The organism is Micromonospora sp. DT178, from assembly GCF_049841695.1.
In the GTDB taxonomy this organism is placed as follows: Bacteria; Actinomycetota; Actinomycetes; order Mycobacteriales; family Micromonosporaceae; genus Micromonospora.
This window is the reverse complement of sequence record NZ_JBNCKV010000009.1, coordinates 139,003-151,796: the sequence shown is the minus strand read 5'-3', so window position 1 is coordinate 151,796 and position 12,794 is coordinate 139,003. Positions and strand designations below refer to the sequence as shown.

11 protein-coding genes and 1 pseudogene are annotated in these 12,794 nt (G+C 74.6%); 5 read left to right on the top strand and 7 right to left on the bottom strand.

What is annotated here, in order from left to right; genetic code table 11:
• Positions 1-9: 9 nt before the first annotated feature.
• The 3 genes from ACLQ22_RS18635 to ACLQ22_RS18625 are packed head-to-tail and all read left to right on the top strand — an operon-like array spanning position 10 to position 2,011.
• A complete protein-coding gene (locus ACLQ22_RS18635) occupies positions 10-690 on the top strand; it encodes a hypothetical protein (RefSeq protein WP_425693426.1) in 681 nt (226 codons plus the stop codon).
• Positions 687-989 (top strand): cold shock domain-containing protein, encoded by a 303-nt coding sequence (locus ACLQ22_RS18630; RefSeq protein ID WP_425693425.1) that lies wholly within the window; start codon positions 687-689, stop codon positions 987-989. Before ACLQ22_RS18635 ends, ACLQ22_RS18630 begins: the two co-directional genes overlap by 4 nt.
• A gap of 47 nt (positions 990-1,036) precedes the next feature.
• Positions 1,037-2,011 (top strand): TAXI family TRAP transporter solute-binding subunit, encoded by a 975-nt coding sequence (locus tag ACLQ22_RS18625; protein WP_425693424.1) that lies wholly within the window; start codon positions 1,037-1,039, stop codon positions 2,009-2,011.
• Between the two features lie 421 nt (positions 2,012-2,432).
• Here the strand turns inward: ACLQ22_RS18625 and ACLQ22_RS18620 are convergent.
• The 3 genes and pseudogenes from ACLQ22_RS18620 to ACLQ22_RS18610 form a co-directional block, all read right to left on the bottom strand.
• Positions 2,433-3,836, bottom strand: a pseudogene (locus ACLQ22_RS18620) (sensor histidine kinase); the annotation flags it as partial.
• A 9-nt stretch (positions 3,837-3,845) separates the two neighbouring features.
• Positions 3,846-4,502 (bottom strand): response regulator transcription factor, encoded by a 657-nt coding sequence (locus tag ACLQ22_RS18615; RefSeq protein WP_121395645.1) that lies wholly within the window; start codon positions 4,500-4,502, stop codon positions 3,846-3,848.
• 130 nt (positions 4,503-4,632) lie between these two features.
• On the bottom strand, positions 4,633-4,944 hold the full coding sequence (locus ACLQ22_RS18610) for a hypothetical protein (protein WP_311412826.1): 312 nt from the start codon (positions 4,942-4,944) through the stop codon (positions 4,633-4,635).
• Positions 4,945-5,058: 114 nt separating this feature from the next.
• Here ACLQ22_RS18610 and ACLQ22_RS18605 point away from each other — a divergent pair, with 114 nt between their 5' ends.
• Together ACLQ22_RS18605 and ACLQ22_RS18600 are read left to right on the top strand one after the other, a co-directional pair.
• Positions 5,059-5,397 (top strand): DUF952 domain-containing protein, encoded by a 339-nt coding sequence (locus ACLQ22_RS18605; RefSeq protein WP_425693423.1) that lies wholly within the window; start codon positions 5,059-5,061, stop codon positions 5,395-5,397.
• A gap of 160 nt (positions 5,398-5,557) precedes the next feature.
• Positions 5,558-6,100, top strand: a complete 543-nt coding sequence (locus tag ACLQ22_RS18600; RefSeq protein ID WP_425693422.1) for an acyltransferase — start codon at positions 5,558-5,560, stop codon at positions 6,098-6,100.
• Positions 6,101-6,158: 58 nt separating this feature from the next.
• On the opposite strand, the gene ACLQ22_RS18595 is transcribed toward ACLQ22_RS18600, so the two are convergent.
• From ACLQ22_RS18595 to ACLQ22_RS18580, 4 genes are all read right to left on the bottom strand, one after another.
• Positions 6,159-7,904, bottom strand: a complete 1,746-nt coding sequence (locus tag ACLQ22_RS18595; protein ID WP_425693421.1) for a CDP-glycerol glycerophosphotransferase family protein — start codon at positions 7,902-7,904, stop codon at positions 6,159-6,161.
• A gap of 175 nt (positions 7,905-8,079) precedes the next feature.
• A complete protein-coding gene (locus ACLQ22_RS18590; RefSeq protein ID WP_425693420.1) occupies positions 8,080-9,363 on the bottom strand; it encodes a nucleotide sugar dehydrogenase in 1,284 nt (427 codons plus the stop codon).
• A 4-nt stretch (positions 9,364-9,367) separates the two neighbouring features.
• Positions 9,368-10,939: a glycosyltransferase family 2 protein gene (locus tag ACLQ22_RS18585; RefSeq protein WP_425693419.1), complete on the bottom strand. Its 1,572-nt coding sequence runs from the start codon at positions 10,937-10,939 to the stop codon at positions 9,368-9,370.
• Positions 10,936-12,507 carry a glycosyltransferase family 4 protein gene (locus tag ACLQ22_RS18580; protein WP_425693418.1) on the bottom strand — a complete coding sequence of 524 codons (1,572 nt, stop codon included), beginning with the start codon at positions 12,505-12,507 and terminating at the stop codon, positions 10,936-10,938. The genes ACLQ22_RS18585 and ACLQ22_RS18580 overlap by 4 nt, the downstream gene beginning before the upstream one ends.
• Positions 12,508-12,794: the final 287 nt, after the last annotated feature.

Here is a 12,794-nt window from a genome sequence, read left to right as displayed (position 1 = left end):
GTGCCTGAGTTGGCTCCCGAACAGATCCTGCTCGACCGGCCGCGCCTGCCCTCGACCCCGCCGCCGTTGGACTGGTCCACCCTGGCCGACGCGTTCGAGGCCGCCTGCCTGCTGCGCTGCACGCCCCCGCCGGCCGTCGCCAGCACCCGCCGGCCGGCGCCCGAGCACCGCCCCCCGTCGGTGGAGTTCAACCGGGAGGAGGCGGCGCACCGCATGCGTCAGCTCCTTCACCGGCTGGACGTCCCCATCGAGCACGAGGTGACCGTCGGCGGGCTGCGCCGCCGCTACCAGCTGCACCGGCTCTCCGTGCCGCACCAGCACCGGCCGGCGTACGCGAGGGCGCTGGAGGCCGGCTGGCGGCAGGGCCGGCGCGAGCTGCTGGGCGGGCCGGTCCCGGGCGCGTCGACCGTACGGCGGGCGTGGCGGCCCCGGCTGGCCGCGGCCGCCTGGCGGGCCGCCCTGCTCGCCGGTGGGCGGCACGTCCGCCGACACATCCTCGGCGTCCGGATCACCGACCGGGAGCTGGCCGCCATCCTGGTGCGCGGGGCCGCCCTGCTGGACGTTCCGGCACTGCTGCGCCCCGGCACCGGCTGTTACCTCGTCTGCGTCGCCGACGGCCCGGACCGCCAGCGGATTTTGCACAGCACCGCGCTGGGTCCCACCCACGTGCCCGACCGGTCGGCCGGATGAACGCGATCGGCGTCGTCCGCGAGTACCACCCCGGGCAGGGCTGGGGCGTCATCGACGCCGACACCGTGCCCGGCGGCTGCTGGGTGCACTTCTCCACGCTCGACGTGCCCGGCCACCGCGCGCTGACCCGCGGTGAGGTGGTGTCGTTCGTCGCCGAACCCGCCCGGCAGGACGGGTACGCCTACCGCGCGGTCCGCGTCTGGCGGGGCGCCGGCGAGCCGACCGGAGGCATCGCTCCGGCCTCGGTCGCGTACCGCAGCGAGCTGACCATCGTCGTCGACGCGCCCCCGGGGTCCTAGCCCGGTCGGTGGGCGGCGGGTTGCGGCGACGGCCCGCACGGCGCAGAGTGCAGCGCGTGAGTCGCACCCGGTTCCGCCGTGTCCGCCCGCGCCCCTTCCGCCCGCCGGCGCTGCTGGCGCTGCTGCTGGTGGTGGCGTTGCCCGGCGTGGCCGGTTGCCAGGACGCTCCCGAGCCGCCGGTACGGATCCGGATCGCGACCGGCAGCCCGACGGCGGTCTACCACGCCTTCGGGCAGTCCCTGGCCGCCGTGCTCAACCGGGAGCTGCCGGACGTTCGGGCCAGCGTGGTGGTGACCGCCGCCTCGGCGGAGAACGTCCGGCTGGTCGGCGCCGGCGAGGCCGAGCTGGGTTTCACCCAGGCCGACGTGCTGCCGGCGGCACCGGCGGCGCACCCGTCCGTGGTCGCGGTCGCCCGGGTCTACGACGACCTGCTGCACCTGGTCACCACCGCCGGCGGTCCCGTCCGCACGCTCGCCGACCTGCGCGGGCGGCGGGTGTCCGTCGGCGCGCCCGGGTCCGGCACCGAGATCACCGCCGTCCGGCTGCTGGAGGTGGCGCGCCTGGGCGGCGACCGGGTACGCCAGGAGCGGCTCGGCCTCGACGATTCGGTCGCGGCGCTGCGGGCCGGCACGATCGACGCGTTCTTCTTCTCCGGCGGGCTGCCGGTCCGGGCGCTGGAGCAGCTCACGGACGACAGCGCGACACGGATCGTCGACCTCGGCGAGTGGACCGGGCCGCTGCGCGAGAGCAACCCGGAGGTCTACGTCTCCCGGGACATCCCCCGCTCGGTGTACGGCACGGACCCGGTGACCACGGTGGCCAACCCGAACTTCCTCATCGTCCGGGCCGACCTGCCCACGCCGCTGATCCGGGAGGTGACCCGGCTGCTGATGGAACGCCGCCAGGAACTGGCCGCCGCGCACCCGGCCGCCGGCCGGATGAGCCCCCGCTCGGCCATCGCCACCGCCCCGCTGCCGCTGCACCCCGGCGCCGCCGACTGGTACCGCGCCGCCAAACCCTGACCCCTGCGCACCCCGGCACCGCCGACCGGCGCCGCCCGCCAAACCTGATCCCCTGCGCACCCCGGCACCGCGACCGGCACCGCACCGCCCTGCCCTGCCCTGCCCTGCCCTGGCCTTCCACCCCGGCATCACTGTCGAGCTGCCCCGTGGGGCGGGGCGGGTTCATGGATGGGCAGCTCGACAGGGACCGACCGCACCGCCACCGAGCGCGGTCCGCGCCGGCCCGGCCTCAGCGCTCAGCCGCTCGCGCCGGCCGCGTCGGCTGCGGTGGCTGCGGTGGCCGATGGGCCGACGGGATTCCGGCGAAGGTCGGTGCGTCGGCCTCCGCCGCAGGCGCCGGGGAAGCGTCGTCGCGGGCCAATGCGCCGGGGTCGCCGGGAGCGGGGGTGCCGGAAGCGGGACCGCCGGAAGCGGGGGCGCCGGAAGCGGGATCGGCGGGATCAGCGGCTGCGGGATCGCCCGGAGCGGGGAACCAGAGGCCGGCGACCAGGCCGCGCGGCTCGCCCCCGCGCATGGTGAGCCGCCCGTCCGAGGCGTCGACCAGCACGGCGACGATGGTGAGGCCCAGCCCGGCCCCGTCGATGTTCTGCACCTCCGGGGCACGCCAGAACCGCTCGGTCGCCTGCCCGAGCTGGCTCGCCGTCATGCCCGGGCCGGTGTCCCGGACCTCCAGCGCGGTGCCGTCGTCGTGGTGCCGGACGGTCACCGTCACCTCCCCACCGGCGTCGCTGAACTTGACCGCGTTGTCGATCAGCGCGTCCAGGGCCTGGTCGATGGCGGTCGGCACGGTCCGCGCGTACGCCGGGGCGTCCTCGACCATGAGTCGGAGGGTGATGCGGCGGTGCCGGGCGAGCGGCTCCCAGGCGGCCACCCGGGACGCGGCGACGGCCGCCGCGTCGACGGTGACCCGCTGGTTCTCCCGCCGCTCGGCGCGGGCCAGGGTCAGCAGCGCGTCCAGCACGAGGGCCAGCCGGTCGGTCTCCTCCAGGGCGAGCTGGTGCTCGGCCCGCCCGTCCGCGTCGGTCAGGCTCGGGCCCAGCTCCTCCACCCGCAGCCGCAGCGCGGTCAGCGGGTTGCGCAGCTGGTGGCTGGCGTGCGCGACGAACGCCCGCTGCCTGTCCATCACGTCGGAGACGACGTCGGCCATGTGGTTGAAGCTGGTCGCCAGGCGACGCAGTTCCGGCGGGCCGAGCCGGTGCTGCACCCGTGCGCCGCGGTCCCCCTCGGCGATCTCGTGGGTGACCGCGTCCAGCTCGGTGACCGGGCGCAACACCCAACCGGCCAGCCCGAACGCGGTCAGCACGCAGGCCAGCACCGCGAGCAGGCCGGTTCCGGCCAGCGCCAGCCACCAGACGGTGACGGCCCGCCGGACCGGGTCGGCCGGGGTGGTGATGACCACCGCCCCGAGCACCTCACCGCCGTCGTTGATCGGCACCGCCACCACGATCGGCCCGTCGACCCAGGGCCAGACCGACTCCGGCCCGCTGGCCTGCTGCCCGGAGAGCGCGGTGTCCAGCGCCTCGTGGGAGCCGGGGGCCGGCTGCCAGCTCTCCGAGGCCGCCACCGTCCGGCGGTCCCGGTCGACCACCGCCGCGCCGATGCCGTAGAGGTCGTCGTAGCTGCGCAGCTCGTTGTCGAGCGGGCCGGGGGTCCCGCCCCGCAGCGCCGGGCCGGCCAGCGAGGCGAACCGGGTGGCATCGGCGAGCCGGTCGGCGCGTACCCGGTCGGTCTCCCGGGTGGCCAGGGTGACCGCCAGCGGGGTCTCCAGCGCGATCAGCACCAGCACCATCAACAGCAGATAGCTGATCACCAGTCGACGTCGCACGGCGTCGCCTCACTCGCCGCGCAGCCGGTAGCCGACCCCGCGTACGGTCTCCACCAGGCCGGGATCGCCCAGCTTGCCGCGCAGCGACCCGACGTGCACCTCGACCGTGTGCCCGTCGCCCCAGGTGGTGCCCCAGGCGTCGAGCAGGATCCGCTCCCGGGCCACCGCCACGCCGGGCTGGCGGGCCAGGGAGAGCAGGACGTCGAACTCCTTGCGGGTCAGCGCCACCGGCCGGCCCTCGACGGTGACCGTCCGGGCGGCCACGTCGACGCGTACGGGCCCCACCTCGATCAGGTTGCGCTCCGGCACGGCGTGCGCCGCGCGGCGCAGCACCGCCTCGATGCGCGCCTGGAGTTCGGTCATGGAGAAGGGCTTGACCACGTAGTCGTCCGCGCCGAGCCGCAGGCCGAGCACCCGGTCCCGTTCCTCGCCCCGGGCGGTCACCGCGATGATGCCGAGCTGGCTGCTGCGCCGCCGCAGCTCCCGGCACAGGTCGGTGCCGTCGCCGTCGGGCAGGGTCAGGTCCAGCAGCACCAGGTCGCAGGGGGCGGCGCAGAGGGCCGCCGCGACGGTCGCGGCGTGCTCCACCTCGTACCCCCGGCGGGTGAGGGCGGAGGAGAGCGCGGCGGCCACCCGGCGGTCGTCCTCGACCAGCAGGATGCGCACCCGGGGCCCCCATTCGTCGGTCCGTCGACCCCGAATGGTGGCAGAAGTACGCCCGCGACGGGAGGGCCGGTTCCGAGCCGGCGCTCGCAGCAGCCGGCGCCCGAGCGCCCGTGGCGGGTCGATCGGCAGGTCAGAGGCCGAAGACCTCGTCGGCCGTGGCGTCGCGGACCCCGTCGACGAAGCCGCGGAAGCCGGGGTCGTCGTGGCTGGCGGGCACGCTGGTGACGATCTCGCCGGTGGCCTGGGTGACCGCGTCGACCAGGGGCGGATAGTCGATCTCGGCGTCCGGGAGGGTGTCGTCGTCCGCCTGGCCGAGGTTGATCACGTGCTGCACGTCCTCGGTCGGGGTGTCCGGGTCGCCGGCCCACTCGCCGCCCGCCCGGTGGCACTCGTCGTAGAGCGCGCGCTGGCTGTCGGTCCAGTCCTCGTCGTAGCTCTCCATCGCCATCCCTCCGCGACCCGCTGCCCCGAGCATGCCGGGCGGCGGCGGGCGCCGGGGCGGTACCGGGAAACCGGGACGGCCGCCGGCGGGACCGGCCGCGCGTAGGCTGCCGGGGTGATCTACAAGCTGCTCACCACCATCGAGTGGGACGACGCGCTGGCCGCCGGCCACCTCGACGGTACGGCGCTGGACCGGCAGTCCGGGTTCATCCACCTCTCCGGCGCCGACCATGTGGTCGGCACGGCCCGGCGGTACTTCGCCGGCGCCACCGGGCTGACCCTGCTGACGGTGGACCCGGACCGGCTGGGCGACGCGCTGCGCTGGGAGCCGTCGCGCGACGGCGCGCTCTTCCCGCACCTGTACGGCCCGCTGCCGGTGCCCGCCGTGGTGTCCGCCGACGCGCTGCCGGCGGACCTGCCGGCCGCCGACGCGGTGGCGGCGCTGCTCGCCTGACGGGGTCGCTATGCTACGCCGAGTCCGCTCCCCCGGCCTCGCCCGCGCGCCCCGGGGCGGGTGTGGCAGAACCGATCCGCGCGATCGACGCCCGCCCGGCGTACGCCGACGCGGATCACCGACGGCGCGACGCCGCGCCCCGAGCCATGCGAGTTGAAGGATGACTGACAGCAGTTCCCCGTCCCCCTCCGTCTTCGTCCACCCGACGGCCGACGTCGAGGAGGGTGCCCGCGTCGGCGACGGCACGAAGGTCTGGCACCTGGCCCACATCCGCTCCTCGGCGCAGGTCGGCGCCGGCTGCGTCATCGGCCGCAACGTGTACGTCGACGCCGGCGTGACGGTCGGCGACCTGGTCAAGATCCAGAACAACGTCTCGGTCTACCAGGGCGTCACGATCGAGGACGAGGTCTTCGTCGGTCCGTGCGCGGTCTTCACCAACGACTTCCGGCCCCGGGCGCAGAATCCGGACTGGACGATCACGCCGACCCTCATCCGCCGGGGCGCCTCGATCGGCGCCAACGCCACCCTCGTCTGCGGCATCGAGGTCGGCGAGTACGCGATGATCGCGGCCGGGTCCGTGGTGACCCGGGACGTCGCGCCGTACCAGCTCGTCGCCGGCAACCCGGCGCGCCCCAAGGGCTGGGTCGACGAGCGCGGCGAGGTGGTCTCGCGGGACGTGGACAACCCGCCGCAGCGGGGCTGAACGGACGACGCGGGGGCGGTGACCGGCACCGCCCGGACACCGCCCCCGCGTCGACGCGTCAGCCGCAGAGCCGGTCGACCTCCGCCCGGAAGCGGTCCATCGCGTTCGGCTCGTCCGGGCCCAGCAGGTACGTCTTCAGCTCCCGACGCGCCTCGGTCATCGGGTCGTCACCGGCCCGGGTCACCGCGACGATCTTCGGCAGCTCGCCGCAGTCCGCACCGAGCAGGTACGCGGCCCGCGCGGTGGGGTACCGGCGGCGGAACTCGTCCTCGGGCAGCCCGGCCGGGTTCGCCACGACGTACGGCCGCTGGCTCTGCGTGAAGTCCGAGACCACGCTGGAGATGTCGCTGACCAGCAGGTCGGTCTGGTTGAAGCAGTCGAACAGCCCCGGCGCCCGACCCGTGACCACGAGGTGCGCGTCGCCGGCCAGCGAGGTCGCGTCGCTCTGCCCGCCGGCGGCCCGGATCCGACGGACGATCCGGTCGTTGGCCGACCGCGCCTTGGCCGACCGGCTGCCGGTGAGCGGGTGCGGCTTGTAGATCACCCGCACCCCGGGGGTGGCCAGCAGGCCGGCGACGATCCGCTCGCCCATCAGCACCACGGAGGTGTGGTAGACCTCCTCCTCCAGCCAGCCCTCCCAGGTCGGGGCGTACAGCACGGTGAACGGCCGGCCGGTGGCCGCCGAGCCGAAGGTGTGCACGCCGGCCAGCTGCGGCCGGCCGATCTCGACGATGTCGCGGTCGAGCACGCCGACGCCGCTGAGGGCGTAGCGCTCCCGCCCCGCCGGACCGGCCACCCAGACCTCGTCGTACACCTTGCTGTAGGGATTGACGCTGGCCTGCTTGTCGCTGTCGCCGTGGCCGACGAAGACGTGCTTCACGCCCGGCTCGCGCAGCAGGTGGATGTTGGCGCCCACGTTCGCCACGTAGAGGGCGGCCCGGAGGCTGCCCAGTTCGAGGTTCATGAAGTCGGTGCCGGCCGGTACGCAGATCACCGGCAGGCGGGTGTCGGCGAGCGCCCGGAACGCCTCCTCCTGGCGCATCAGCACCACCGCCCGCCGGCCCGTCGCCTCGACCGGGGCGAGCCACATGTTGGCCTGGTAGACGTCCTTGACCGGGCCGGCGAAGTAGAGGGCCAGATCCGGCTGCTCGCGGGCGAGCCAGCTCTGCACCGTCGGCAGCGCCGAGGTGGCCCGGCCGCGCCCGCGCAGCCAGGACAGCGCGAGCACGGCGGCGACCAGCGCCCCCGCCACCAGGGTGGCCGCCGCGGTGAGCACCACCGGCGTCACGTCGTCGGCCAGCACCGCGACCACGGCCGCCGGCACCAGCAGCAGGTTGAGCAGGGGCAGCCGGTCGCCCTCGACGGCGACGGCCCAGGCCGGCGGCCGGGGCGCCCCGGAGGACCGCCCGACGTCGATGTTGCGGACGAAGGCGACGGCGGCGGCGCCACGCTCGCCGAGGCGCGCCAGCACCCCGGTGCCGAGGGCGAGCGCCAGCAGCGCCGCGGGCAGCAGCAGCACCAGGACCAGCGCCGTCGGGCCGGGGCGGACCGTCGTCACCATCAGCAGGACGACCGCCAGGTCCCGGGCCAGGTGCCGGTGGAGCTGCCCGATGCCGGCCTTCTCCAGCAGTTCCCCGCCGGTCGGCCGGCGCAGCAGGGTGAGTTCACCGGCGGCCACGGCCAGGCCGGCGACCGCGAAGGGGATCATCCAGCCGAGGGCCCCGGCCAGCACCATGACGGCGTACGACAGCAGTAGCGCGCCGATGAGGCCGGCGTCCGGCTGCTTGCGCAGTTTGCTGAACAAAGACACTCTCCCCTGTCGATCACCGGCGAATCCGGGCAGGTGCGACCTTAACGTGGCATGTCCTTCGAGTATTGCCGGGGTGTCGCGTGGCCAACCGGCGGGCCACGGCGGCGCCCCCCTCGACGCGACGGGGCCCCGGCCGTTGTCGACCGGGGCCCCGTGACGCGACGGCGGATCAGCCGCCGATGACCACCCGCCGCACGCCGGCCCAGCGGGCCGGGTCGGTGACCCGGCGGCCATCCACCAGGACGGTCACGCCGGGCAGGTCGGACGGGCTGAGGGTGCGGTACTCCGCGTGGTCCGCCTGCACCACGGCCGCGCCGAGCGGCTCACCCTCGTACGGCGGCAGGCCGTGCGCGGTGAGTTCCTCGGCGGTGTACATCGGGTCCGAGACGTACGGCCGGGCACCGCGCCGCCGCAGCGCGTCCACGGTCGGGAAGACACCGGAGAAGGCGGTCTCCTTGACCCCACCCCGGTAGGCGGCGCCCAGCACCAGCACCCCGACGTCGGTCAGGTCGCCGTAGGCGGCGGCGAGCAGGTCCACCGCGTACTCCGGCATGGCCGCGTTGGCCTCGCGGGCCGAGCGGACGACGGTGGCCGCCGGGTCGTTCCACAGGTACATCCGGGGGTAGATCGGGATGCAGTGCCCGCCGACCGCGATGCCCGGCTGGTGGATGTGGCTGTACGGCTGGGTGTTGCACGCCGCGATGACCTTGGTGACGTCCACGCCGACGGTGTCGGCGAACCGGGCGAACTGGTTGGCCAGGCCGATGTTGACGTCCCGGTAGGTGGTCTCGGCCAGCTTCGCCAGCTCGGACGCCTCGGCGGAGCCGAGGTCCCAGACGCCGTTGGGGTGCTCCAGGTCGGGCCGCTCGTCGAAGTCCAGCACCGCCTCGTAGAAGCGGACGCCGTGCTCCGCCGACGCCTCGTCGATGCCGCCGACCAGCTTCGGGTAGCGGCGCAGGTCGGCGAAGACCCGACCGGTGAGCACCCGCTCGGGGCTGAAGACCAGGTGGAAGTCCTTGCCCGCGGTCAGCCCCGAGCCCTCCTCGAGCATCGGCGCCCAGCGGTTGCGGGTGGTGCCGACCGGCAGGGTGGTCTCGTAGCTGACCAGGGTGCCCGGCTTCAGGCCGGCGGCGATGGCGCGGGTCGCGTCGTCCATCCAGCCGAAGTCCGGCACGCCCTCGGCGTCCACGAAGAGCGGCACGACCACCACGACCGCCTCGGACTCGGCGACCGCGGCGGCGGTGTCGGTGGTGGCGGTCAGCAGCCCGGCGGCCACCGTCTCCTTGAGCTTGACGTCCAGGTCGGTCTCACCCGGGAAGGGCACCGCCCCGTCGTTGACCAGCCCGACGACCCGCTCGGAGACGTCGGCACCGATCACCCGGTGGCCCTTCGTGGCGAACTGCACGGCGAGCGGCAGGCCGATCTTCCCCAGCGCGACGACGCAGATGTTCATGGAACTACTTTCCTCCTAGTGGAAGCCTGCGCCGCAGGCGGGCCACCACCCGGCGCAGCGTCACCGGCGAGACGGCGATCACCTGGTGGCCCTTGTGGTTCGTGGTCGTGGTGAACACGTACAGCTGTCCGCCGTGTCGGTGGAGCACCCGCTGCCGGACCGGCGGACGTGGCCCGCGCAGCGGGGTGGAACCGCTCTCCCCGGCCGCCACGGCGGTGACCCGGACGGTGCGGGTCCGCCCACCCGGCGGCAGCCCGGCGAGCAGGTCCGCGGCCCGGAACGTGACCCGGACGGTCGTCCCCAGCGGGTCCTCCGTCAGGCCGGTGATGCTACCGGTGGCCGAGCCCACCTTGAAGGTGAGCCCGCCGTCGGCGAGCTCGGCGAGCTCCGGCCAGGGGCTGCGCGCGGCGACCGTCAACGTCCTCTCCCCGCCCCGGTCGGGGGACCAGGTCGCGGAGACCGTCTCCAGCCGGGCGAGCCACTTGGCGTCGGACCGGCTGACCTCGAACCACTCCTCGGACAGGGCGGAACGGGGGTCGCCGAAGCCAGGGTACAGGGCGTACCAGCGGTCGTCCTGCACCACCGTGGGCGGGAGACCCTCCTCGACGTCCTGCCTGATCACCGCCCGCACGTCGGCGAGGGACCCGAGCCAGGCGGCGCCGATCCGCACCCGGGCGGTGACGCCGAGCCGGTCGCGGATGGAGTCCGTGAGGTGCTTGCGGGCCAGGTTCGCCACGCCGGCGCGGACCTGCTCCTGGACGTCGGGCTCCAGCGTGAGGAAGTCGTCCTGGAGCAGTTTGGCGATCTCCCAGGTGAAGTGCCGGTACAGCACCGCGTCGCGCCGCTCGCCGGGCTCGATCAGCTCCGCCACCACCTCGACGACGCGCTCGACGCCGCGCAGCCGGGCGAGGTGGTTGCTGCGGTAGGTGATGTTGCCGGCGTTCAGCCGCTTGACCGCGTAGTAGTAGTCGTAGTCGGCCAGCACCGAGATGCGCCCGGCCCGCAGGCACGCCTCCAGGGTGAACGGCTGGTCACTGCCGACCGGCATGTCCTCCGGGAAACGCAGCGCGTACTTCTCGATCAGGTCGCGCCGGAACAGCTTGGTGTTCGACAGGGCGAACGGCAGCGCCGAGGCGAAGAGGTCCACCTCGGCCCGGGTGCTCTCGAAGATCGCCTGGTGGACGTAGCGGTCGTTGACCCCGACCATCCGGCCGAGCAGCACGTCGGAGCCCCACTCGTCGGCCGCGGCCACCATCCGGGCCAGCGCCTCCGGCCCGAGGTGGTCGTCGGCGCCGATGAACAGGACGTAGCGGCCGGTGGCCTGGTCGAGCGCGCGGTTGCTGGGGGCCGCCGGGCCGCCCGAGTTGGCCTGGTGCAGCACCTTCACGGTGCCCGGGTACGCCGCCGCGAAGCGGTCGAGCTCGGCGCCGCTGCCGTCGGTGGAGCCGTCGTCGACCGCGACGACCTCCAGCCGGTCCAGCCCGATGGTCTGCTCCACCAGGGAGGTCAGGCACCGGGTCAGGTCCGGCATCGTGTTGTAGACGGCCGTCACCACCGTGACGTCGGGCGTGGTCACGCGCCGACCCGCAGGGCTGGCGGCTCGGCGCCCGGCGTGGTGTCGTCACCGCCGGCACCGCGACCGGCGGGCAGCAGCCGGGAGTAGACGCCGTCGAGCACCCGCGCCTGCGCCTCCCACGTCCACGACTCCAACAACCCCGGACGCTCGTACGCCTCCCGATAACGCCCCGGATCCGCCAACACACCCCGCACCACCCGCACGAAGTCCCCCACATCCTCCGCCCGGAACACCTCACCCTGCCCCGTCGACCGCACCGTCTCCGCCATCGTCCGCACATCACTGACCACCAACGGCAACCGCGCATGCGAATACTCGAAGAACTTCGTGATCAACGCGATCTCATGATTCGGCCAATGATGAATCGGAATGACCCCCACCGAAGCCCCCGACAAGAACGGCACCACCTGATGATGCGGCACGTACGACAACACGTGCACCCGCTCGGCCACCCCCAACTCACCCGCCCGCACCACCAACCCCTTCACGTACGCGGAGTCGGGCTTGTTGACCACGAAGGCGGCGTGCGCCCCGGGCAGTTGCGGCAGCGCCTCGACCATGACGTCGAGGCCCCGCCGCGCGGCGGCCACGCCGCTGTAGACCAGCAGCGGCACGTCCGGCCCGATCCCGCAGAGCTCGCGGATGTCCGGCGCGGGCTCGTCACCGGGGCCGGGCAGCTCGGCCAGCGAGGGGGCGTTGAGCACGACCTCCGGCCGTTCGGCCAGGCCGTGCTCCTGCCGCAACAGGTCTGCCAGCCCGCCGGAGACGGTCATCGCCGCGTCGGCGTACGGCACGAACTCCCGCTCGTGCGCCATGTTGCCCGGCAGCCAGCGGACGTTGTCGCGCCACGCCTGCACGCCGGGGAGGTACTCGTGGGCGTCCCAGACGACCGCGATCCGGCGGCCCTCGGCGGCGGCGCGCAGCTTGGCCCGGGCGGCCACGCCGAGCATCCGGAAGTCGTTGGCGTGGATCAGGTCCGGCCGCAGTTCGTCGACCGTCGGGCCGTAGGCCAGCTCGTAGTCCCACAGCCCCGGCTCCAGCCGCCGCCAGGCGCCGTCGCCCTGCACGGTCTGCCAGAACTTCGTGTACGCCCGGTCCAGCGGGCCGTCGAGCTTCTTGCGGCCCTGCCGGGACCGGGTCAGCTGCCAGTGGCGCAACGAGACCCAGCGGCGGGCCACCCCGGCGGCCAGTTCCTCGGCGCGCAGCGCGTGCCACCGCAGCGGTGACGGGCGGCGGGCGCCACCGTCGCGCGCGGCCACCGTCAGCGCCGCCCGCCGGAAGGTCAGGTCCGCCCGCCAGGCCTTCATCGCCTGGCTGCGGTGCGCGGCGATCCCGGTGGGCGGGTACGCCAGCGGCCAGCGCAGCCAGCCACGGCGGAACTCGTGCCGGCGCTTGGCCAGCGGCTCGGGCATCGGCAGCAGGCGCACCTCGGCGTCGCCGAGTCGCCAACTCTGGGAGCGCCCGGCGGCTGTGCGACCGAGCAGGACGACCTCCCAGCCGGCGTCGGCGGCCGAACGGGCGGCCTTCTGTACCCGGGAGTCACCGTTGACCCCGTTGTCGACCAGCATGACAACACGCCCCCGGGCGCCGGCGCCGCCGTTCAGCCCCATCGTCTGCTACTCCGCCTCTGCCCGGTGCCGTCCGGCCGGGTCACCCGGCCCGGATCCCGAGCGATTGTACGAGACCGCCGGCCGGCGCCCCCGCACCATGGATTGTGGGAAAGCGCGGGTCGGCATCGCCTCCGCGCGCCCCGGAGCGTACCCTCCCCGCTGTCCGTCCCGGCGCCGACCGCGTCGTTGCGCGCCCCGCGCGAGGAAACTGTCAGCCGGATACCTTCCGCCAGAAGTAGGGCGAG

What these genes read in the sequence shown, in the direction of transcription:
- ACLQ22_RS18630 (WP_425693425.1), top strand. Translation starts at nt 687, where the DNA reads ATGAACGCGATCGGCGTCGTCCGCGAGTACCACCCCGGGCAGGGCTGG.
- ACLQ22_RS18610 (WP_311412826.1), bottom strand. Translation starts at nt 4,944, where the DNA reads ATGGAGAGCTACGACGAGGACTGGACCGACAGCCAGCGCGCGCTCTAC.
- ACLQ22_RS18600 (WP_425693422.1), top strand. Translation starts at nt 5,558, where the DNA reads ATGACTGACAGCAGTTCCCCGTCCCCCTCCGTCTTCGTCCACCCGACG.
- ACLQ22_RS18590 (WP_425693420.1), bottom strand. Translation starts at nt 9,363, where the DNA reads ATGAACATCTGCGTCGTCGCGCTGGGGAAGATCGGCCTGCCGCTCGCC.
- ACLQ22_RS18580 (WP_425693418.1), bottom strand. Translation starts at nt 12,507, where the DNA reads ATGCTGGTCGACAACGGGGTCAACGGTGACTCCCGGGTACAGAAGGCC.